Source organism: Kitasatospora sp. NPDC001119 (genome assembly GCF_053598475.1).
The window spans coordinates 151,333-175,258 of sequence record NZ_JBSFKI010000021.1; the positions used below are offsets into that span (position 1 = coordinate 151,333).

General features: G+C 74.8%; 6 protein-coding genes. 5 read left to right on the forward strand and 1 reads right to left on the reverse strand.

What is annotated here, in order from left to right:
* The first annotated feature begins 46 nt into the window (after window positions 1–46).
* The 4 genes from ACWDD9_RS25620 (at window position 47) to ACWDD9_RS25635 (ending at window position 19,107) form a co-directional block, all read left to right on the forward strand.
* Complete coding sequence (locus ACWDD9_RS25620; protein WP_449812762.1) at window positions 47–16,540, forward strand: non-ribosomal peptide synthase/polyketide synthase; 16,494 nt, start codon at window positions 47–49, stop codon at window positions 16,538–16,540.
* Window positions 16,541–16,546: 6 nt separating this feature from the next.
* A complete protein-coding gene (locus ACWDD9_RS25625; protein WP_049650866.1) occupies window positions 16,547–17,842 on the forward strand; it encodes an MFS transporter in 1,296 nt (431 codons plus the stop codon).
* 83 nt (window positions 17,843–17,925) lie between these two features.
* Entirely contained in the window at window positions 17,926–18,738 is an 813-nt protein-coding gene (gene ddaH / locus ACWDD9_RS25630) for a dimethylargininase (protein ID WP_449812763.1), read from the forward strand.
* 144 nt (window positions 18,739–18,882) lie between these two features.
* Window positions 18,883–19,107, forward strand: coding sequence for a hypothetical protein (locus ACWDD9_RS25635; protein ID WP_380775244.1), 225 nt, complete (start codon window positions 18,883–18,885; stop codon window positions 19,105–19,107).
* Between the two features lie 93 nt (window positions 19,108–19,200).
* Here ACWDD9_RS25635 and ACWDD9_RS25640 read toward each other — a convergent pair whose 3' ends face one another.
* Window positions 19,201–22,437 carry an AfsR/SARP family transcriptional regulator gene (locus ACWDD9_RS25640; protein WP_449812764.1) on the reverse strand — a complete coding sequence of 1,079 codons (3,237 nt, stop codon included), beginning with the start codon at window positions 22,435–22,437 and terminating at the stop codon, window positions 19,201–19,203.
* A gap of 258 nt (window positions 22,438–22,695) precedes the next feature.
* Between ACWDD9_RS25640 and ACWDD9_RS25645 the strand changes: the two genes are divergently transcribed.
* Window positions 22,696–23,901, forward strand: coding sequence for a hypothetical protein (locus ACWDD9_RS25645; RefSeq protein ID WP_449812765.1), 1,206 nt, complete (start codon window positions 22,696–22,698; stop codon window positions 23,899–23,901).
* Window positions 23,902–23,926: the final 25 nt, after the last annotated feature.

The following is a 23,926-nucleotide window of genomic DNA, read 5'->3' on the forward strand; positions in this document are numbered from 1 at the left end:
CCTCGACCAGCCCGTGCCGTCAGTAGACCCGAGTAGAGGAAGCACCGTGATCCCGGTTTCGTACGCCCAACAGCGGCTCTGGCTGATCGACCAGATCGAGGGGCCGACCGCGCTGTACAACCTGCCGTTCGCCCTGCGCCTGCGCGGCGCGCTCGACACCGCCGCGCTGCGTGCCGCGACGGCGGACGTGGTCGCCCGGCACGAGGCCCTGCGCACGGTGTTCCCGGTGGCCGGGGGAGTCCCGGTGCAGCGGATCCTGCCGGCCGAGGAGGCGCGACCGCGCTTCCTGGCCGAGGACTGCGCACCGGCCGACTACCCGGCCCGCCGGGACGCCGCGGCCGCCGAGACCTTCGACCTGAGCCGCGAACTGCCCATCCGGGTCACGGTGTTCACCCTCTCCCCGACCGAGCACGTGCTGCTCGTGGTGCTCCACCACATCGCCGGCGACGGCTGGTCGCTCGGCCCGCTGCTGCGCGACCTCGCCGAGGCCTACCGGGCCCGGCTGGCCGGCGGCGCCCCCGACTGGGAGCCGCTGCCGATCCAGTACGCCGACTACGCGCTCTGGCAGCGCGACCTGCTCGGCGACGAGCACGACCCCGAGAGCCTGCTCGCCCGCCAACTCGCCCACTGGCGCGAAGCGTTGGCCGGGCTGCCGGAGGAACTGGAACTGCCGACGGACCGCCCCCGGCCGCCCGCCCCCACCGGCGCCGCCGACTCCGTCGACCTCGCCTGGGACGCCGGCCTGCACACCGCCCTGCTCGACCTCGCCCACACCCACCGCACCACCCTGTTCACCGTCCTCCAGGCCGGTCTGGCCGCCCTGTTCACCCGGCTCGGCGCCGGCACCGACATCCCGCTCGGCACCGGCCTCGCCGGACGCGCCGACGAGGCCCTGGACGACCTGGTCGGCTTCTTCGTCAACTCCCTGGTCCTGAGAGCGGACACCTCCGGCGACCCGGGCTTCGCCGAGCTGCTCGGCCGGGTCCGGGAGGCCCAGCTCGACGCCTTCGCGAACCAGGACCTCCCCTTCGAGCGCCTCGTCGAGGAGCTCAACCCGCCCCGCGCGCTCGGCCGCCACCCGCTGTTCCAGACCCTGCTGGTGCTCCAGAACCACGGCCAGGACGCCGAACTCGCCCTGCCCGGGCTGGAGTCCGCCCCTGAACCGATCGGCCTGCGGGTCGCCAAGTTCGACCTCAACATCGGCATCGCCGAACAGCACGGCCCCGACGGCGCCCCCGCCGGGCTCACCGGCTCGATCGAGTACGCCGCCGACCTCTACGACCGCGCCACCGTCACCGCCCTCGCCGAGCGGCTCGGCCGGCTGCTGGCCGGCGCCGCCGCCGACCCCCAGGCCCCCATCGGCACCCTGGAGCTGCTCGCCCCCGAGGAGCGCACCCGCGTCCTCGCCGAGTGGAACGCCACCGACGCGCCCCGGTGGAGCGGCACCCTCGCCGAGTCCTTCGAGCGCCAGGCCGACCGCACCCCGCACGCCACCGCCCTCGTCCACGACGGCGGCACCCTCGACTACGCCGCACTCGACGCCCGCGCCAACCGCCTCGCCCACCACCTGACCGCCCTCGGCGTCGGCCCCGAGACCCCCGTCGCGATGCTGATGGAGCGCTCCGCCGACGTCGTCGTCGCCACCCTCGCCGTCCTCAAGGCCGGCGGCTGCTACGTCCCCATGCACCCCGGCCTGCCGCCCGAGCGGATGGCCGACGTGCTCGCCGACACCGGCGCCCCCGTGCTGCTCACCGACCGCGCCGACCCCGGCTTCCCGCACGGCGCCGCCGTGGTCCGCCCCGGCGACGAGGCCGGCGCCCCCGACCACCGCGCCGCCCTGCCCGTCCACCCGGACCGGCTCGCCTACGTGATGTACACCTCCGGCTCCACCGGCCGCCCCAAGGGCGTGGCCGTGCGCCACCGCGACGTCGTCGACCTCGCCGCCGACCGGCGCTGGCAGGACGGCCGCCACCAGCGCGTCCTGCTGCACTCCCCGCACGCCTTCGACGCCGCCACCTACGAGATCTGGACGCCCCTGCTGGCCGGCGGCACCGTCGTGGTCGCCCCGCCCGGCGCCCTCGACGCCACTGCCCTGCACGCCGTCACCGTCCGCCACGGCGTCACCGCCGTCTTCCTCACCAAGGCCCTGTTCGACCTCGTCGCCGAGCAGGCCCCGGAGACCTTCGCCGCCCTGCGCGTCGTCTGCACCGGCGGTGAGGCCGCCTCCGGCACCCTGCTGCGGCGCGTCCTGGACGCCTGCCCCGACCTGCTGCTCGCCCACGTCTACGGGCCCACCGAGACCACCACCTTCGCCACCCACCACCCGCTCGCCGCCGCCGACCTCGACGGCCCCCGGGTGCCGATCGGCGGCCCGCTGGACAACATGCGCGGCTACGTCCTGGACGCCCGGCTGCGCCCCGTGCCGCCCGGCGTCCCCGGCGAGCTGTACCTCGCCGGCGCCGGCCTGGCCCGCGGCTACCTCAACCGGCCCGGCCTGACCGCCGAACGCTTCGTCGCCTGCCCGTACCTGCCGGGCGAGCGGATGTACCGCACCGGGGACCTGGTCCGCCGGCGCGCCGACGGCGCCGTGGAGTTCCTCGGCCGGATCGACGGCCAGGTCAAGCTGCGCGGCTTCCGGATCGAGCTCGGCGAGATCGAGGCGGCCCTGTCCCGCCACCCCGCCGTCCGCCAGGTCATCGTGATCGCCCGCGAGGACCGCCCCGGCGACCTGCGGCTGGTCGCCTACTGCACCGCCGAGCCCGGGCTCACCCCGGACGGGCTGCGCTCCTTCGCCGGCACCGTGCTGCCCGGCTACATGGTCCCCGCCGCGGCCGTCCTGCTGGACGCCCTGCCGCTCAACGCCAACGGCAAGGTCGACCGCCGCGCCCTGCCCGCCCCCGACCTCGCCGCCGACGACACCGGGCGCGCCCCCCGCGACGAGCGCGAACGGGTGCTCTGCGAGCTCTACGGCGAACTCCTCGGCATCGACGACATCACCATCGACGACGACTTCTTCGCCCTCGGCGGCCACTCCCTGCTCGCCACCCGCCTGGTCGGCCGGGCGCGCACCGAACTCGGCGTCGAACTCGCCATCGGCGACCTCTTCCAGGCGCCCACCGTCGCCGGGCTCGCCGAGCGGATCGCCGAGCGCGCCGCCGGCGCCCCCGCCCAGGCCCGCCCGGCGCTGCGGCCCGCCGTCCGGCCCGAGCGGGTGCCGCTCTCCTTCGCCCAGCGCCGCCTCTGGTTCCTCGCCCAGGCCGAGGGCCCCACCGCCACCTACAACATCACCCTCGCCCTGCGGCTGCGCGGCCCGCTCGACCCCGCCGCCCTGGCGGACGCCCTCGGCGACACCGTCCGGCGGCACGAGGCGCTGCGCACCGTCTTCGCCGAGCACGACGGCACCCCGTACCAGCGCATCCTGGACGGGCCCGTGGCCCCGCTGCTCACCACCACCGACCGCCCGGTGGACGAACTCGCCCGGCACGGCTTCGACCTGGCCGCCGACCTGCCCGTGCACGCCTACCTGCGGCCCGAGGGCCCGGACGAGCACGTCCTGGTCCTGGTCCTGCACCACATCGCCGGGGACGGCGCCTCGCTCGGCCCGCTCTACCGCGACCTCACCGACGCCTACCGGGCCCGTCAGGCCGGCCACGCCCCCGACTGGGAGCCGCTGCCCGTCCAGTACGCCGACCACGCGCTGTGGCAGCACGGACTGCTCGGCGACGAGGACGACCCGCAGAGCCTGGCCGCCCGCCAACTCACCTACTGGCGCGAGGCGTTGGCCGGTCTGCCGGAGGAGCTGGCACTGCCCGCGGACCGCCCCCGGCCGCCGGTCGCCAGCCACCGCGGCGCCGTCGTCCTGCTGGAGCTCGACGCGGACCTGCACGCCCGGCTCGCCGACCTCGCCGCCGAGCACGGCGCGACGCTCTTCATGGTCCTCCAGGCCGCCTACGCCACCCTGCTGCACCGCTTCGGCGCCGGCACCGACCTGCCGATCGGCACCCCGGTGGCCGGGCGCCTCGACGAGGCCGCCACCGACCTGGTCGGCTACTTCGCCAACACCCTGGTGCTGCGCACCGACCTCTCCGGCCGGCCGAGCTTCGCCGAACTGCTGCGCCGCGTCCGGGAGACCGACCTCGCCGCGTACGAGCACCAGGACACGCCGTTCGAGCGCCTGGTCGAGGAGTTCAACCCGGTCCGCTCGCTGGCCCGGCACCCGCTGTTCCAGGTGATGCTGACCTTCGCCGCCGCCGCCGAGGGCGGCCCCGCCTTCCCCGGCGTGACGGCCGCCGAGGAGCCGGTGGAGTACGGCACCGCCAAGTTCGACCTCAAGCTGGCGCTGACCGAGCGCCACCGCGCCGACGGCACCCCGGACGGGCTCGCGGGCGGGCTGGAGTACGCCACCGACCTGTTCGACCCGGAGACCGCGCAGCGGCTGGCCGACGTACTGGCCCTGATCCTGCGGCAGGCCGCCGCCGACCCGGAGCTCAGCGTCGCGGCGGCCGGGCTGACGCCCGCGGGCGGGGCGGCCGAACTCCGCCACTCCGCAGGGCCGTTGGCATCGGAGGTGCCGCTGCTTCCGGCGGTGTTCGAGGAGCAGGCGGCGGTCACGCCGGAAGCGGTGGCGCTGGTGTGCGGTGACGAGGTGCTGACGTACCGGGAGTTGGACGCGCGGGCCTCCCGGCTCGCGGGCCGGCTGGTCGGTGCCGGGGTGACGCCGGGCGCGATGGTGGCGCTGGCGCTGCCGCGCTCGGTGGAGTCCGTGGTCGGGCTGCTCGCGGTGCTCAAGGCGGGCGGGGTGTACCTGCCGCTGGACGCCGAGTACCCGGCGGACCGCACCGCCTACACCCTGACGAACGCCGGGCCCGCGCTGGTGCTGACCGACGGCCGCTGGCCGCTGCCCGAACTGCTCGCCGAATTCCAGGTGTTGGACGTCACCGATGCGCCGGGTCCGGCGGAGTTCGCCAGGCCTGTCCTGGGCGGGTCGGACGCGGCGTACGTGATCCACACGTCCGGCTCCACCGGTCGCCCGAAGGGTGTGGTGGTCTCGCACGGGAGCATCGCCGCCCTGCTGGCGGGCCATCGGGCGACGCTGGTCGCGGACGCGGAGGCGGCGCACGGCAGGCTGCGGGTGGCGTTGACGGCTTCGCTCTGCTTCGACGCCTCGATGGAGGTGGTGCTGTGGATGGTCGCTGGGCACGAGCTGCACCTGATCGGTGACGAGGTGCGCCGGGACGCCCGGCAGCTGGTCCGCCACGTCCGCGAGGTCGGGCTGGACGCGTTGCACGTCACTCCGTCGTACGCCGAGCAGTTGGTCGAGGAGGGGCTGCTGGAGGAGCCCGCGCCGAAGCTGCTGCTGCTCGGTGGCGAGGCCATCGGGCAGGGCCTGTGGAGCAGGCTGTGCGCGGCTCCGCTGACCGCAGGCCACACCATGTATGGCCCGACCGAGTCCACCGTGCACGCCCTCACCCGTCCCTTCGACGGCGCGGACCGGCCGGTGCTCGGCCAGACCGTCGCCGGGACCACCGGGTACGTGCTGGACGAGAACCTGAACCAGGCGCCAGTCGGCGTCCCCGGGGAGCTCTACCTGGCCGGCGCCGGACTGGCCCGGGGGTACCTGGGCCAGTCCGCTCTCACGGCCGAGCGCTTCGTCGCCAGCCCGTTCGTGGCGGGCGAGCGGATGTACCGCACCGGTGACCTGGTGCGCCGCGCCCGCGACGGCGAGCTGGAGTACCTCGGCCGCACCGACAACCAGGTGAAGATCCGCGGCTTCCGGATCGAACCCGGCGAGATCGAGGCCGTGCTGGCCGGCCACCCGGCCGTGCGCCAGGCCGCCGTGCTGCCCGACGACAGCGGCCGGCGCCTGGTCGCCTACGTGGTCGCCGACGGCCCCCTCGACGCGGCCGCCCTGCGCGCCTTCGCCGCCGAGTCGCTGCCCGGCTACATGGTCCCGGCCGCCTTCATGGAGCTCGACGCCCTGCCGCTGACCGCCAACGGCAAGCTGGACCGCGCCGCGCTCCCGGCCCCCGACTTCGCCGCGCTGGCCGGCGGCCGGGCCGCCCGCACCCCGCAGGAGGAGATCCTCTGCGGCCTGTTCCGCGAGGTGCTCGGCCTCGACGTGGTCGGCGCCGACGACGACTTCTTCGAGCTCGGCGGCCACTCGCTGCTCGCCATCCGGCTGCTCAGCCGGGTCCGCGCGACGCTGGGCGCGGAACTCGGCATCCGGGACGTCTTCGAGGCGCCGACACCGGCCGGGCTCGCCGCCTGCCTCGGATCGGGGGCGGAGCGTCTCGCGCTGACCGCCTACGTCGAGCGGCCGGAGCGGGTGCCGCTCTCCTTCGCCCAGCAGCGGCTCTGGCTGATCGACCGGATCGAGGGGCCGAGCGCCCTCTACAACTCGCCGCTGGCGCTGCGCCTGACCGGCGAGCTGGACCAGGCGGCGCTGGAACGCGCCCTCGGCGACCTGGTCGCCCGCCACGAGGTCCTGCGCACCCTGATGGTGGAGACCGACGGCGAACCGCACCAGCTGATCCTTCCGGTCGGGGCGGCCTCGGTGCCCTTCGAGGTCCGGGACTGCCCGGCCGAGGAGGTCGGCGAGTCCGTCGACGCGGCCTCCCGCCGGCCCTTCGACCTGGCGGCCGAACTCCCGGTGCGTGCCCTGCTGTTGCGGGTCGACGCCGAGGAACACGTGCTGGTCCTGGTGCTGCACCACATCGCGAGCGACGGCTGGTCGACCCGCAAGCTGGTGCGCGACCTCGCCGCCGCCTACGCGGCGCGGACGGCCGGAACCGCGCCGCGACAGGCGCCGCTGCCCGTCCAGTACGCCGACTACGCGCTCTGGCAGCGCGACCTGCTCGGCGACGAGGCCGACGAGGAGAGCCTCTTCTCCCGCCAACTCGCCTACTGGAACGAGACCCTGGCCGGAATGCCGGAGGAGCTGGCGCTCCCGGCGGACCGCCCCAGGAGCGCCGCCGCCAGCCACCAGGGCGACCGGGTGGCACAGCTGCTCGACGTCGAACTCCACCGTGCGCTGCGGACCCTGGCGCGCGAGCAGCGGGTGACGATGTTCATGGCCATCCAGGCCGCCTTCGCCGCCCTGCTCACCCGGCTCGGCGCGGGCACCGACGTGCCGATCGGCTCCGTGGTGGCCGGGCGCTCCGACGAGGCGCTGGACGAACTGGTCGGCTTCTTCGTCAACACCCTGGTGCTGCGCACCGACACCTCCGGCAACCCGAGCTTCACCGAGCTGCTGGCCCGGGTCCGGGAGACCGACCTCGGCGCCTACGCCCACCAGGACGTGCCGTTCGAGCGCCTGGTCGAGGAGCTGAATCCGACCCGCTCGCTGGCCCGGCACCCGCTCTTCCAGGTCGCGATGGTGCTCCAGAACAACGAGCAGGCCGACGCCTCCTCGTCCGGCCTGTGGAACGGGGTGCTGCCGGCTGCCACCGGGGTCGCCAAGTTCGACCTCAACGTGACCGCCCAGGAGCTCTTCGGCCCGGACGGTGAGCCCGCCGGGATCGACTTCGCGCTCGACTACGCGACGGACCTGTTCGACCAGGAGACGGCCGAGGCGATCGTCCGCCACTTCGCCAGTCTGCTGGCGGCGGCCGTCGAGCGGCCGGACACCCGGATCGGGGCACTGCCGCTGGTGGGCCCGGCGGAGCTGGCCGAACTGCTGGGCGGTGCCACGCCGTTGGCTTCGGAGGTGCCGCTGCTTCCGGCGGTGTTCGAGGAGCAGGCGGTGGCCACGCCGGACGCGGTGGCGCTGGTGTGCGGTGACGAGGTGCTGACGTACCGGGAGTTGGATGCGCGGGCCGGACGGCTTGCGGGTCGGCTGGTCGGTGCCGGGGTGACGCCGGGCGCGATGGTGGCGCTGGCGCTGCCGCGCTCGGTGGAGTCGGTGGTCGGGCTGCTCGCGGTGCTCAAGGCGGGCGGGGTGTACCTGCCGCTGGACGCCGAGTACCCGGCGGAGCGTACCGGGCACATCCTGGCGGACGCCGAGCCTGCGCTGGTGCTGACGGACAGCCGCTGGCCGCTGCCCGAGGTGTTGGCCGAGCTGCAGGTGTTGGACGTCACGGACGTTCCCGGTCCGGTGGAGTTCACCAGGCCTGTCCTGGGCGGGTCGGACGCGGCGTACGTGATCCACACCTCCGGCTCGACCGGTCGTCCGAAGGGTGTGGTGGTCTCGCACGGGAGCATCGCCGCCCTGCTGGCCGGCCATCGCGCGACGCTGGTCGCGGACGCGGAGGCGGCGCACGGCAGGCTGCGGGTGGCGTTGACGGCTTCGCTCTGCTTCGACGCCTCGATGGAGGTGGTGCTGTGGATGGTCGCCGGGCACGAACTGCACCTGATCGGTGACGAGGTGCGCCGGGACGCCCGGCAGCTGGTCCGCCACGTCCGCGAGGTCGGGCTGGACGCGCTGCACGTCACTCCGTCGTACGCCGAGCAGTTGGTCGAGGAGGGGCTGCTGGAGGAGCCCGCGCCGAAGCTGCTGCTGCTCGGTGGCGAGGCCATCGGGCAGGGCCTGTGGACCAGGCTGTGCGCGGCTCCGCTGACCGCAGGCCACACCATGTACGGCCCGACCGAGTCCACCGTGCACGCCCTCACCCGGCCGCTTGACAGCGTGGACCGGCCGGTGCTCGGCCGGGCCGTCGCCGGGACCGCCGGGTACGTGCTGGACGAGCACCTGAACCCGGTCCCGGCCGGGGTGGCGGGCGAGTTGTACCTGGCGGGTGCCGGACTGGCCCGGGGGTACCTGGGCCGCGCCGCGCTGACGGCGGAGCGGTTCGTCGCCAGCCCGTTCGTCGCGGGTGAGCGGATGTACCGTACCGGTGACCTGGTGCGCCGTGCCCGTGACGGTGAGCTGGAGTACCTGGGCCGGACCGACGACCAGGTGAAGATCCGTGGCTTCCGGATCGAACTCGGTGAGATCGAGGCGGTGTTGGCGGCCCATCCGGCTGTCCGTCAGGCCGTGGTGACCGTTCGGGAGAGCGAGGACGGGGACCGTCGGCTGATCGCCTACTGCGCGGTGGCCGAGGATGCCGGCCCCGAGCTCGGTAGCGCGCTGCGCCGGTTCACCGCCGAGTCGCTGCCCGGCTACATGGTCCCGGCCGCCGTGGTGACGCTCGATGCCCTGCCGCTGACCGCCAACGGCAAGCTGGACCGGGCCGCGCTCCCGGCCCCCGACTTCGCCGCGCTGGCCGGTGGCCGGGCGGCCCGTACGCCGCAGGAGGAGATCCTGTGCGGTCTGTTCGCCGAGGTGCTCGGCCTGGACGTGGTCGGGGTGGAGGACGACTTCTTCGCGCTGGGCGGGCACTCGCTGCTCGCGACCCGGTTGCTCAGCCGGGTGCGCTCGACGCTGGCCGCGGAGTTGGCGGTCCGGGACGTCTTCGAGGCGCCGACGCCGGCCGGGCTGGCCGCCCGCCTGGGTTCGGGGGCGGAGCGTCTCGCGCTGACCGCTCACGCCGAGCGGCCGGAGCGAGTGCCGTTGTCCTTCGCGCAGCAGCGGCTCTGGCTGATTGACCGGATGGAGGGGCCCAGCGCGGTGTACAACCTGCCGCTGGTGCTCCGTGTGACGGGTGAGCTGGACGCCGATGCCCTCGGCTCGGCCCTCGGCGACCTGGTCGCCCGGCACGAGGCCCTGCGCACGCTGGTGGTGGAGACCGACGGCGAACCGCACCAGCTGATCCTTCCGGTCGGGGCGGCACCGGTGCCCTTCGAGGTCCGGGACTGCCCGGCCGAGGAGGTCGGCGAGTCCGTCGACGCGGCCTCCCGCCGGCCCTTCGACCTGGCGGCAGAACTCCCGGTGCGCGCCCTGCTGTTGCGGGTCTCCGCGGAAGATCACGTGCTGGTCCTGGTGCTGCACCACATCGCCGGTGACGGGTGGTCGATGGGTCCGCTGCTGCGTGACCTCGCCGCCGCCTACGCGGCGCGGGCGGCGGGCACCGCGCCCGGCTGGTCGCCGCTGCCCGTCCAGTACGCCGACTACGCGCTCTGGCAGCGTGAGCTGCTCGGCGACGAGGCCGACGAGGAGAGCCTCATCTCCCGCCAACTCGGCTACTGGAACGAGGCCCTGGCCGGAATGCCGGAGGAGCTGGCGCTGCCGGCGGACCGTCCGCGGGGTGCCGTGGCCAGTCACCAGGGCGGCCGGGTGGTGCTTCCGTTGGGTGTCGAACTGCACCGTGCGCTGGTGACGTTGGCGCGTGAGCAGCGGGTGACGATGTTCATGACCGCGCAGGCGGCGCTCGCCGCCCTGCTCACCCGGCTCGGTGCCGGAACGGACATCCCGATCGGATCCGTGACGGCGGGGCGCTCGGACGAGGCGGTGGACCAGCTGGTCGGCTTCTTCGTCAACACGCTGGTGCTGCGGACCGACACCTCGGGCAACCCGAGTTTCACCGAGCTGTTGGCCCGGGTCCGGGAGACCCAGCTCGATGCCCATGCCCATCAGGACGTGCCGTTCGAGCGCCTGGTCGAGGAGCTCAACCCGACTCGTTCGCTGGCCCGGCACCCGCTCTTCCAGGTGATGCTGGTCCTTCAGGGCGGCGGTGACACGGCGCCGCTGGACGCGACCGGGCTGGACGTCTCGGTCGAGCCGTCCGGTCGTGCGGTCGCCAAGTTCGACCTGAGTGTCGGCATCGGCGAGTCCTTCGGTCCGGACGGCGCGCCGGCCGGTCTGGAATGCGTGGTCGACTTCGCGACGGACCTCTTCGACCACGAGACGGTCGAGGCGATCGCCGTCCGGTTCGGCCGGCTGCTGGCCGCCGTCGCGGCCGGTCCGGACCTGCCGATCGGCAGGGCGGAGCTGCTGTCCTCGGCGGAGCGTGCCGAACTGCTCGGTGCTGCGCGGCCGTTGGCTTCGGCGGTGCCGTTGCTTCCGGCGGTGTTCGAGGAGCAGGCGGCGGCCACGCCGGAGGCGGTGGCGCTGGTGTGCGGTGACGAGGTGCTGACGTACCGGGAGTTGGACGCGCGGGCCGGACGGCTTGCGGGTCGGCTGGTCGGTGCCGGGGTGACGCCGGGGGCGGTGGTGGCGATCGCCTTGCCGCGCTCGGTGGAGTCGGTGGTCGGGCTGCTCGCGGTGCTGAAGGCGGGCGGGGTGTACCTGCCGCTGGACGCCGGGTACCCGGCGGAGCGCACGGCCTACACCCTGGCGGACGCCGAGCCCGTTCTCGTGCTGACCGACGACCGGTGGCCGCTGCCCGAACTGCTGGCAGAGCTCCCGGTGTTGGACGTCACGGACGCGCCGGGATCGGCACAGGGTCCCCTGATCGCTCTGGGCGCAGCGGACGCGGCGTACGTGATCTACACCTCCGGCTCGACCGGCCGCCCGAAGGGTGTGGTGGTCTCGCACGGCAGTCTCGCCGCTCTGCTGGCCGGCCACCGGGCGGGCATGATGGCGGGGGAGGAGAACCGGAAGTTCGCGCTGACGGCCTCGCTCTGCTTCGACGCCTCCTGGGAGGGCCTGCTCTGGATGGTGGTCGGGCATGAGCTGCACCTGATCGACGACGAGGTCCGCCGGGACGCCGGGCAACTGGTCCGCCATGTGCGCGAGTCGGCGATCGACGTGGTGAACGCCACGCCGTCCTTCCTGGTCCAACTGGTCGAGGAGGGCCTGCTGGAGGCGCCGGCGCCGAGCGTCGTGCTGGTGGGTGGTGAGGCCGTCGGCCAGGCACTGTGGACGCGACTGCGGGAGACCCCGGGACTGCGGGCGTACAACCTGTACGGCCCGACCGAGTCCACTGTGGAGGCGCTGGAGCAGCCGTTCGACGGTTCGGACCGGCCGGTGCTCGGCCGGGCCGTCGCCGGGACCGCCGGGTACGTACTGGACGAGCACCTGAACCCGGCGCCGGTCGGCATCCCCGGGGAGCTGTACCTGGCCGGTGCCGGACTGGCCCGCGGGTACCTGGGCCGCGCCGCGCTCACGGCGGAGCGGTTCGTCGCCAGCCCGTTTGTGTCGGGTGAGCGGATGTACCGGACCGGGGACCTGGTGCGTCGTGCCCGTGATGGTGAGTTGGAGTACCTGGGCCGGACCGACGACCAGGTGAAGATCCGTGGTTTCCGGATCGAACTCGGTGAGATCGAGGCGGTGTTGGCGGCCCATCCGGCTGTCCGTCAGGCCGTGGTGACCGTTCGGGAGAGTGAGGACGGGGACCGTCGGCTGATCGCCTACTGCGCGGTGGCCGAGGATTCCACCTCCGAACTCGGTGGCGCGCTGCGCCGGTTCACGGCCGAGTCGCTGCCCGGCTACATGGTCCCGGCCGCCGTGGTGACGCTCGATGCCCTGCCGCTGACCGGCAGCGGCAAGGTCGACCACCGTGCCCTGCCCGAACCCGACCTGGCAGCATTCGCGCCGGCCGGTGGCCGGGCCGCCCGTACCCCGCAGGAGGAGATCCTCTGCGGTCTGTTCGCCGAGGTGCTCGGGCTGGACGTGGTCGGGGTGGAGGACGACTTCTTCGCACTGGGCGGGCACTCGCTGCTCGCGACCCGGTTGCTCAGCCGGGTGCGCTCGACGCTGGCCGCCGAGTTGGCGGTCCGGGACGTCTTCGAGGCGCCGACGCCGGCCGGGCTGGCGGCCCGCCTGGGTTCGGGGGCGGAGCGTCTCGCGCTGACTGCCCACGCCGAGCGGCCGGAGCGGGTGCCGCTGTCCTTCGCGCAGCAGCGGCTCTGGCTGATCGACCGGATGGAGGGGCCGAGCGCGGTGTACAACCTGCCGCTGGTGCTCCGCGTGGCGGGCGAGCTGGACACCGACGCCCTCGGCTCGGCCCTGGGCGACCTGGTCGCCCGGCACGAGGTCCTGCGCACGCTGATCGAGGAGGAGGACGGCACCCCGTACCAGCGCGTCCTGCCGGCCTGGGCGGCCCGGGTGCCCGTCGAGCTGCTGCCCGAGGGCACCGCGCCGGAGGCCTGCACCGGGCGCCCGTTCGACCTGGCCGCCGACCTGCCGATCCGGGCCCACCTGATCCCGGCCGGGCAGGCCGAGTACCTGCTGGTCCTGGTGCTGCACCACATCGCCGGTGACGGGTGGTCGATGGGTCCGCTGCTGCGTGACCTCGCCGCCGCCTACGCGGCGCGGACGGCGGGCACCGTGCCCGGGTGGGCGCCGCTGCCCGTCCAGTACGCCGACTACGCGCTCTGGCAGCGCGAGCTGCTCGACGAAGCGGACCAGGACGGCCCGATGGCACGCCAACTCGGCTACTGGCGCGAGGCGCTGGCCGATCTTCCGGAGGAGCTGGCGCTGCCGGCGGACCGTCCGCGGGGTGCCGTGGCCAGCCACCGGGGTGACCGGGTGGTGCTTCCGCTGGGTGCCGAACTGCACCGTGCGTTGGTGACGTTGGCGCGTGAGCAGCGGGTGACGATGTTCATGGCCGCGCAAGCGGCGCTCGCCGCTCTGCTGACCCGGCTCGGTGCGGGCACCGATGTGCCGATCGGTTCGGTGACGGCGGGGCGTTCGGACGAGGCGGTGGACCAGCTGGTCGGGTTCTTCGTCAACACGCTGGTGTTGCGGACGGACACCTCGGGCAATCCGAGTTTCACCGAGTTGCTGGCCCGGGTCCGGGAGACCCAGCTCGATGCGCATGCCCATCAGGACGTGCCGTTCGAGCGCCTGGTCGAGGAGCTCAACCCGACTCGTTCGCTGGCCCGGCACCCGCTCTTCCAGGTGATGCTGGTCCTTCAGGGCGGTGGCGACACGGCGCCGCTGGACGCGACCGGGCTGGACGTCTCCGTGGAATCGTCCGGTCGTGCGGTCGCCAAGTTCGACCTGAGTGTCGGCATCGGCGAGTCCTTCGGTCCGGACGGCGCACCGGCCGGTCTGGAGTGCGTGGTCGACTTCGCGACGGACCTCTTCGACCGGGAGACGGCCGAGGCGATGGTCCGCCACTTCGCCGGCCTGCTGACGGCGGCTGTCGAGCGGCCGGACACCCGGATCGGGGCACTGCCGTTGGTGAGTCCGGAGGAGCGGGCCGAACTGCTCGGTGCTGCACTGCCGTTGGCTTCGGAGGTGCCGCTGCTTCCGGCGGTGTTCGAGGTGCAGGTGGCGGCCACGCCGGAGGCGGTGGCGCTGGTGTGCGGCGAGGAGGTGCTGACGTACCGGGAGTTGGACGCGCGGGCCTCCCGGCTCGCGGGCCGGCTGGTCGGTGCGGGGGTGACGCCGGGCGCGATGGTGGCGCTGGCGCTGCCGCGCTCGGTGGAGTCCGTGGTCGGGCTGCTCGCGGTGCTGAAGGCGGGCGGGGTCTACCTGCCGCTGGACGCCGGGTACCCGGCGGAGCGCACGGCCTACACCCTGGCGGACGCCGAGCCCGCGCTGGTGCTGACCGACGACCGGTGGCCGCTGCCCGAACTACTTACCGAACTCCCGGTGTTGGACGTCACGGACGCGCCCGGACCGGCGGACTTCACCAGGCCCGTCCTGGACGGGGCGGACGCTGCCTACGTGATCTACACCTCCGGCTCGACCGGCCGCCCGAAGGGTGTGGTGGTCTCGCACGGGAGCCTCGCCGCTCTGCTGGCCGGCCATCGGGCGGGCATGATGGCGGGGGAGGAGAACCGGAAGTTCGCGCTGACGGCCTCGTTCTGCTTCGACGCCTCCTGGGAGGGCCTGCTGTGGATGGTGGTCGGGCATGAACTGCACCTGATCGGCGACGACCTGCGCCTCGACGCGGCCGCGCTGGTCCGCCACCTCGGTTCGCACGGCATCGACGTGGTGAACGCCACCCCGTCCTTCGTGGCCCAACTCGTCGAGGAGGGCCTGCTGGAGGCGCCTGCGCCGGGCGTCGTGCTGGTGGGCGGCGAGGCCGTCGGCCAGGCGCTATGGACGCGGTTGCGGGAGACCCCGGGGCTGCGGGCGTACAACCTGTACGGCCCGACCGAGTCCACCGTGGAAGCCCTGGAGCAGCCGCTCGACGGTTCGGACCGCCCGGTGCTCGGCCAGGCCGTCGCCGGGACCGCCGGGTACGTACTGGACGAGCACCTGAACCCGGTGCCCGTCGGCATCCCCGGGGAGCTGTACCTGGCGGGCGCCGGACTGGCCCGCGGGTACCTGGGACGCGCAGCGCTCACGGCGGAGCGGTTCGTCGCCAGCCCGTTCACCCCCGGCGAGCGGATGTACCGCACCGGGGACCTGGTGCGTCGTGCCCGTGACGGCGAGCTGGAGTACCTCGGCCGCACCGACGACCAGGTGAAGATCCGCGGCTTCCGGATCGAACTCGGCGAGATCGAGCAGGCGTTGACGACTCACCCCGAGGTCGCCGCGGCCGTCGTCCGGCCGGACGACAGCGGCACCCGGCTGGTCGCCTACCTGGTCACCGACCGCCCGCTCGACCCGGCCGGCCTGCGGGCCTTCACCGCCGAGCGGCTGCCCGCCCACATGGTGCCCGCCGCCTTCGTCGCGCTGCCCGCCCTGCCACTGACCGGCAGCGGGAAGGTCGACCACCGCGCCCTGCCCGCACCGGAGTTCGCCGCCCACCCGGCCGGCCGCCCGGCCCGCACCCCGCGCGAGCAGCTGCTCTGCACCCTGTTCGCCGAGACCCTCGGCCTGGAGCGCGTCGGCATCGACGACGACTTCTTCGATCTGGGCGGGCACTCCCTGCTCGCCATGAAACTGCTCTCGCGCGTCCGCACCGCCCTCGGTGTCGATCTCGGCATGCGGGCGCTGTTCGAGGCGCCCACGGTGGCCGGGCTGGACGGCCGGCTCGACCAGGGCCCGGCGGCCGACGCCCTGGACGTGCTGCTGCCCCTGCGCACCGGTGGCGACCGGCCCCCGCTGTTCTGCGTCCACCCGGCGGCCGGCATCAGCTGGGTCTACTCCGGGCTGCTGCGCCACCTCGACCCGGGGCAGCCGGTGTACGGCCTCCAGGCCCGCGGCCTGCGCGGCGGGGCGCCGGCCAGCGTCACCGAGATCGCCGAGGACTACGTACGGCAGATCCGCGCCGTCCACCCGTCCGGCCCGTACCACCTGCTGGGCTGGTCCTTCGGTGCGGTGGTCGCCCAGGAGATGGCCGTCCGGCTCCAGGCCGAGGGCGCGCCGGTCGGGCTGCTGGCCCTGCTGGACGGCGGCCCGGCGGTCCGCACCGATGCCGCCCCGCCGTCCGAACCCGCCGACACGGTGGACGAGTTGCTGCGTTCGCTGGGCTACGACCCGGCGGACGGCAGCGGCCAGGCCGACCTGGCGGCGGTGCTCGGCGAGGCCGCGCACGTCCTGCCCGAGGTGTTCGACCGCCACCGCAAACTGATGGCCGAACACCAGCCCCAGCACTACCGGGGCGATGCCGTCTTCTTCGGCGCCACCCTCGGCAAGCCGGCCGACTGGCCGTACGAGGAGGCCTGGCGGCCTCACCTGGACGGGCTGATCGAGGGCCACCGGCTGCCGTTCGGCCACGGCGACCTGGCCCGGCCGGAGCCGCTCGCCCGGATCGCCGCCGTCCTCGCCGACAAGCTGCGGCCCGAGAGCGCCGGCACCACCGACAACGCAGGCACCACCGACAGCGCCGGCACCACCGGCAACGCCGAGAAGTCCCAGAACACCGAGAAGTCCGGAGCGTGAGCCGCGATGACCACCACCGTCCCGATCGAGTCACCGGCACCGCCGGACCGGCCGCGCAGCAGGTGGGGCCTGTGGGCCCACGGGGACTTCCGCCGGCTCTGGATCGGTGAGACCACCAGCAACTTCGGCACGGCCGTCGGGAGCGTGGCGCTGTCCCTGGTGGCCGTGGTCACCCTGGGCGCCAGCCCCCTCGCGGTGGGCGTGATCAACGCGGCCGCCTGGCTGCCCTGGCTGTTCCTCGGCCTGCTGGCCGGCGCCTGGGTGGACCGCTGGCCCCGGCTGCGGGTGATGCTGGTCTGCGACCTGCTGCTGCTCCTCCTCTTCGGCAGCGTGCCGGTGGCCAGTTGGCTGGGGGTGCTGTCGCTGGCCCACCTGGTGGTGGTGGCCCTGCTGACCGGGGCGGTGAAGGTGTTCTTCTCCACCGCCTACGGCGCGGTGCTGCCCACCCTGGTCGGCAAGGCCGACCTGCTGGAGGCCAACGTCAAGCTGCGCTCCGGCGCCTCGGCGGCCGAGATCGCCGGCCCGGGCGCGGCCGGTCTGCTCTCCCAGGCGTTCGGCGCCGCCAGCGGGATGTTCGCGGACTCGCTCACCTACCTGGTGTCGGCGGTGTTCCTGCGGCGGATCAGGACGGAGGAGCGCCCCCCGCCGGTGTCCGAGCGGCGCGGCATCCCGCGCGAGATCGGCGAGGGCGTCCGGTTCCTGCTGCGCGACCCGTACCTGCGCACGTTCGCCTGCTTCGCGGCGGTCGGCAACCTGGGGCTGAACGGCATCCAGGCGGTGCAGACGGTCTTCCTGGTGCGCAGTGTGGGGCTCGAACCGGGCGCGGTGGGCGGGGTGTTCGCGCTGGTGAGCGTCGGCGGACTGGCCGGCGCGATGCTGGCCGGACGGGTCGCCCGCAAGCTGGGCAGCGCGCGTGGGCTGCTGGTCTGCGAACTGGTGGTCGCGCCCTTCATCCTGCTGCTGCCGCTGGCGGGCGACCGGCTGCCGCTGGTGGTCAGCGCGCTCGCCTGGGCGGTCGCGGTCTGCGGGGTGGTGGCGGGCAACGTGCTCGCCGGCAGCTTCTCCCAGGGCTACTGCCCGCCCGCGATGATCGGCCGGATCCGGGCCAGCTCCGCGACCCTCAACTACAGCGCGATCCCGGTGGGCGCCCTGCTCGGCGGCTACCTCGGCGAGGCGATCGGCGCCCGCAGCACGATCTGGCTGATGGCGGGCGTGCTGCTGTCGGCGGGCGCGGTGCTGCTGGCCAGCCCGCTGCGCGGCCTGCGCGACTTCCCGACCCGGCCGCCGGCCCCCACCGCCTGACCGGCCCCCGCCTGTATCGCTCGCACCGCCCGTACCGCCCGTACCGCCCCTGCCGCCCGTATCCGACTTCCGAGGAGCTTCCGATGGCCCGCACCGCCCGCCCGCGCCACTACCTGATGTGCCGTCCGACCCACTTCGACGTCACCTACGCGATCAACCCCTGGATGGACCCGGCGAAGCCGGTGGACACCGACCTGGCCGTCGCCCAGTGGGAGCAGCTGCACGCCCTGTACGGCGAGCTCGGCCACCGGGTCGACCTGATCGACCCGCTGCCCGGCCTGCCCGACATGGTCTACGCGGCCAACGGCGCCACCGTGGTGGACGGCAGGGTGCTCGGGGCGCGCTTCCGCAACACCGAGCGGGCCGCCGAGGGCCCGGCCTACCTGGAGTGGTTCCGCGCCCGGGGCTTCGAGACCCGCGACCCGGAGTACGTCAACGAGGGCGAGGGGGACCTGCTGACGACGGCGAGCTACGTGCTGGCCGGGCGGGGCTTCCGCAGCGTGGCCGACGGGCACGCGGAGGCGCAGGAGTTCTTCGGCCGCCCGGTGGTCGGCCTGGAGCTGGTCGACCCGCGCTTCTACCACCTGGACACCGCGCTCGCCGTGCTGGACGGCGACGAGATCATGTACAACCCGGAGGCCTTCTCGGCCGGCAGCCGTGCGGTGCTGCGGCGGCTGTTCCCGGACGCGCTGCTGGCGGACCGGGCCGACGCGGAGGTGTTCGGCCTCAACGCGATCAGCGACGGCCTGCACGTGGTGCTGCCGGAGGCGGCCGTGGGACTGGCCTCGCGACTGCGCGAGCGCGGCTTCCGGCCGATCGGGATGGACCTCAGCGAGCTGCTCAAGGGCGGCGGCAGCGTGAAGTGCTGCACCCTGGAGATCCGCGCGACGGCCTGAGCGGGCGGCCCACCGAGCACCGGTGATCATTGGTGATCACCGGTGCTCGACTGTAGATCGACCGTTGAACGCTCCCGGCCAGACTGGTGCCACACCACGACGGAACCCCTTCCCAGCAGGGAAGCGAGCCGAGGAGTACCAGAGATGACGCAGCGTCCGGCCACCACCATCCGCACCCGCCTCCGGCTGTTCACGGTCGGCCTCGGGGTGACCGTCGCCCTGGGCGCCGGCCTCTCGGTGACGGTCGCCGGGGCGGCGGCCGACGCCGGGGTGGCGACGGTGGTGAGCGGCGGCGGCGCGACGCCGACGCCCACCCCGACGCCCACCCCGACCGGTGGCACCGGCGACTGGAACAGCACCGGTTCCTGAGCACACCGGTTCCTGAACACATCGGCTCCTGAGCACACCGGTTCCTGCGCACCAGTTCCTGAACGCACCGGAACCGCCAGCAGGATCGATTCCTCAGCAGCCCGAGGAGAGCCGGTCGGCGGCCCGCCGGACCGCCCGGCCCGACGGGGTCGACGGATCCGGACCCTCGGCCCGGGGCAGCAGCCCCGCCACCTCCGCCGCCTCCGGCAGCCCCAGCCGGACGAAGATCCGGTGCGCCTCCCGCAGCCGCCCGTACGCCTCGGCCTCCCGCCCGAGGTCGGCCAGCGTCCGGCCCAGCACCAGCAGCGCGTGGCCCTGGTCCCGCTCGGCACCCAGCTCCTCGCACAGCTCCAGCGCCTGCCCGGCGTGCTCCAGCGCCTCCTCCGTCCGGCCGAGCGAGCGCAGACTGTCCGCCATCCGGTAGCGGGCGTGCCCGGCCCGGGCCCGCAGACCGGACGCCGAGGCCACCGCCAGGCACTCGCCGAACCAGGTGACCGCCTCCTCGTGCCGCCCCAGCCCGTGCAGCGCCAGCCCCAGCACGTACAGCGTGTACGCCCGGCCCGGATCGTCGTTCCGGGTCCGCAGCTCGGCCAGCGCCTCGTGGCAGATCGGCACCGCCTCGGCGGCCCGCCCGCTGCGCACCCGGGCCAGCGCCGCGTTCACCGTCGTCACCAGCGCCCCGGAGCGGTGGCCGAGTTCGCGGGCCAGCAGCAGCGCCTCGTCGTAGTGCCCGACGGCCTCGTCGTAGCGGCTGAGGAACTGGCAGACCAGGCCGAGGTCGTTCAGCGCCTGGCGCAGGATCACCGTGTCGCCCGCCGCGCGGGAGGCGGCCACCGCCAGCCGGGAGGCCTCCTCCGCCTCCTCCAGCCGGGTGGCGGCCAGGGCGACGTTGCCGCGCAGGAAGTGCGCCCGACCAGCTGCCCGGTGGTCGGCGCGGTGGACCGCGGCGGCGGCCAGGGCCTCCGCGGTGGTGGCCAGCTGGCGGCTGGGCGGGGCGAGGACGAACGGCGTGAGCGCGATCAGCAGGTCGATCGCGGCGCGCAGCGGGTCCGTGGTCGGTCCGTCGGCGGAGTCCGGTGTCGGGGCCGGTGTCGGGCCGTCGGAAGGCTCGCCGCTCTGGCCGTCGGTGTCGTCCGCGACGCTCCAGCCCGCCACCTGCGCGGCCAGCGCGATCGCCCCGGAACCCTCCGCCTCGGCCCAGGCCCGCGCCCCGTCCGGGCCGTCCAGCGGGACGCCCGCGCTACGGGCCGGCCCGAGCGCGCCGGCCGCCGGATCCCCGGGGACGGCGTGCTGGAAGGCCGAGCACGCGGTGGCCAGCAGGTGGTCCAGCATCCGGTCGCGGGCCGCCACGGCCGCGCCGGGATCGTCCGGACGGCGTCGGGCGAACGCGCGCAGCAGGTCGTGGAAGCGGTAGCGGCCGGGGAAGGGCGACTCCATCATCGCCACGTCCACCAGGGCCTCCAGCAGGTCCTCGGCGTCGTACTCGTCCAGGTCCAGCAGGGCGGCCGCGGCCTGCAGCCCGAGGTCAGGCCCGTCCACCGAGGCGGCCAGCCGGAACGCCCGGGCCTGGGCGGGCGTCAACTGGCGGTAGCTCAGTTCGAAGGCCGCCGCCACCTCCAGGTCGCCGATCCGCAGCTCGTCGATCCGCCGCCGCTCGACCGCCAGCCGGCGGCCCAGCGTCTGCACCGTCCAGCTCGGCCGGGCCGCCAGCCGGGCCGCCACGATCCGGACCGCGAGCGGGAGGTGGCCGCAGACGAGCAGCAGCTCCCGGGCGGCCTGCGCCTCGGCGGCCAGCCGCTCGGCGCCGATGGTGCGGCCCAGCAGTTCGAGCGCCTCCTCGGGTTCGAAGACGCCGAGGTCGGCCTGGACGGTCGCGGGCAGGCCGGACAGCCGGGTCCGGCTGGTGGTGAGCACGGCGCAGCCGACCGCACCCGGTAGCAACGGTCTGATCTGTGCGGTGTCGTGGACGTTGTCGAGCACCAGCAGCAGCCGCCGGCCGTCCACCGCCGAGCGGAACAGCGCCGAGCGGGCGTCCAGCCCCTCCGGCACCGCGTCGGCCGGCACGCCGAGCGCCACCAGGAAGCCGCTGAGCACCGCCTCCGGATCGGCCGGGGTGGCGTCGGCGCCCCGCAGGTCGACGTAGAGCTGCCCGTCCGGGTAGGCCTCGCGCACCCGGTGGGCGACGTGCAGGGCCAGCGCGGTCTTGCCGACCCCGCCCATGCCGACCACGGTCGCGATCACCAGCGCCTGCTGGCCCGGTGCGCCGGGGTTTCTGTCGGGCGCCCCTCCGTGCGCCCCGCCGAGAGCCTTGCCCAGCCGTTCGACCAGGACCGATCGGCCGGTGAAGTCGGCCGCGTCGGGCGGAAGTTGGGCCGGTCTGGGGGTCGGTGTGCTGCTCCCGGCCGGGGCGGTGTTCCCGGTCGGTGCGGTGGCGGGAGCGTTCGGCGCCGCCGGTCCGGCGGGCGGGTCCGGTGCCTCGGCCCCGGGAGCGGCCGGCTCCGCCGGACCGGCGGCGGCCGGGCCCGGGACGAGCGCGACGGGGACGAGCGCGACGGAGGGTGCCGGGGCGGCGAGCGACGGGTCCCCTTCCAGGATCCGCTGGTGCAGCAGGTCCAGCTCCGCCCCGGGCGCCACCCCCAGTTCGGCCAGGAACAGCTGACGCGCGCCCCGGAACACGGCCAGCGCGTCCGCCTGCCGCCCGGCCTGGTACAGCGCCCGCATCAGCAGCCCGTACGCCCGCTCGTGCAGCGGGTGCTCGGTGGTCAGCGAGGTCAGCTCCGGGATGCACCGGGAGTAGCGCCCCAGCGCCAGGTCCAGGGCGATCCGCTCCTCCAGCAGGGTCAGCCGCAGCTCCTGGAGCCGCTGGCGCTGCCGCTGCGCGAACGGCCCGGGGATGCCGGCCAGCGGCTCGCCCTGCCACAGCTCCAGGGCCTGGTTCAGCAGGTCGCGTGCCTGCTGCGGCTCCCCGGCGGCCGCCGTGCGCTCGGCCTGCGCCGCCAGCTCCTCCGCCTGCGCCGCGTCCACCGCGTGCTTGGGCAGCACCAGCCGGTAGCCGTCCCCGACCGAGGTCAGCACGGTCGGCGCGTCCGGCGCCTCGCCGTGCAGGACCTTGCGCCACCGCCAGGCGTAGGTGCGCACCGTCGTCATCGCGGTGCCCGGCGGCTCCTCGCCCCACAGGGCGTCGATCAGGTCGGTGGCGCTCGCGCCGTGGCCGGGTCGGAGCAGCAGCACCGCCAGCATCGCCTGCTGCTGGGGGCTGCCCACCTTCAGCACGGTCGCGCCGCGCTGCGCCCGCATCAAGCCCAGCACCGAGAACCGGAAATCATCCATTCCTGCACCTGCCCGCTTCATGTGCTCGCCCCCGCCCGCACGTGCCACCCCCGAATTGGTGAGTCCCTATCAACCCACGGGACCTGGCGGGATGTCGAGAGATCGTCGACCCGGTGGTGATCCGGTGTTGATCGGCCGTCGCCACAATCGGTGATGTGGCGCCCGCAGTCGGCCCGGCCCCTCACCGCCGGACCCGCCACGTCCCCGGTCGCCCGGCCGCCGACCGGCGACCCCCACGGCTCTCGGAGGCGGACGCCCATGAACACGGACCGGAACAGCGACCTGAGCACCGGCCGGAAAGCGGATCCGAACGCGGAACCGAGTACGGCGTCGAGCACGGACCTGAGCACCGACTGGGCCACGGACCGGCAGGGCGGCCTGGACACCGACCTGCTCCACCGGCTGCTCGACGTCGACCCGGCCTGCGGACCCGTCGAACTGCTCCACCGCGCCCGGGGCGAGCGCCACCTCCCGTACCTGGTGCTCGCCGCGCTCGCCCGGGAGGACGTCCGGATGGGCGCGCACGCCCGGGACGAGCTGCGGCGCGCCCGCGACCGGGTCGAGTGTTACGCCCGGGTCGCCCGCGACCTCGCCGACGCCACCGGGGTCCGCCCGATCCGCGACCTGCCGCTGGCCGGCTACTACCCGCCCGACCTGCCCCGGCCGCTGGCCGAGCTCAGCCTCGTCAGCCCCACCGAGGCCTCGCTCTGGCAGGCCGTCAACCGGCTGGTCACCGACCACCCGGTGGAGTCCGTGGAGGTCACCCTGCTCGGCGAGCGCCCCCGGCACACCGCCGTCACCCTGCGCTGGCCGGCCGGGGACCCGCTGCTCGACCCGTGGTACCAGGTGCGGGTCGCGACCGCCGCGCTCCCCGGCGACCTCGCCACCGTCCCGGTCCGCCCCTACCTGGCCGCCGACGACCACGTCGAATGCCTGATCGCCCTCGCCGAGGAAGGGCTCGGGCGCACCTTCCTCGCGGGCGACGTGATCGACGTGGCCCGGCTCGCCGGGCAGCCCTTCGAGCCCGTCGAGACCGCCGCGGTGGTCGCCGCCTACCGGCTCGCCCCGGAGGCCGCCGCCCTCCTCGACCTCGCCGCCGAGCACGTGCCGCTCGGCGCCCTGCGGGACGTCCGCACCGTCCTGGAGGCCGAGGTCGCCCCCGAACTCCGCCGCCGGACCTCTGCCGGCACCCCGCCGTGCCACGGCACCTCGCCGCGCCACGGCACGCTGCTGCGCCGCACCGTCATCCGGCACCAGTGGGACGAGGCGCTGCTGCTCCCGGCCGGCGACGCCACCCTGCTGCTCACCCCGGTCGCCGACTACCTGCTCGGCCCCGAGGGCACCCGGCCGACGGACCGCGAGCGCACCGCCGCCCTCGCCGCCCTGCACGCCTGGGACGCGACCCTCCCCGGCAGCCCGGACGGGGCCCCGTGCACCGGCCTGTCGGGGCCGCGCCACCGCTGAGCCGGCCCCGCGGGGCGTGGCCGAG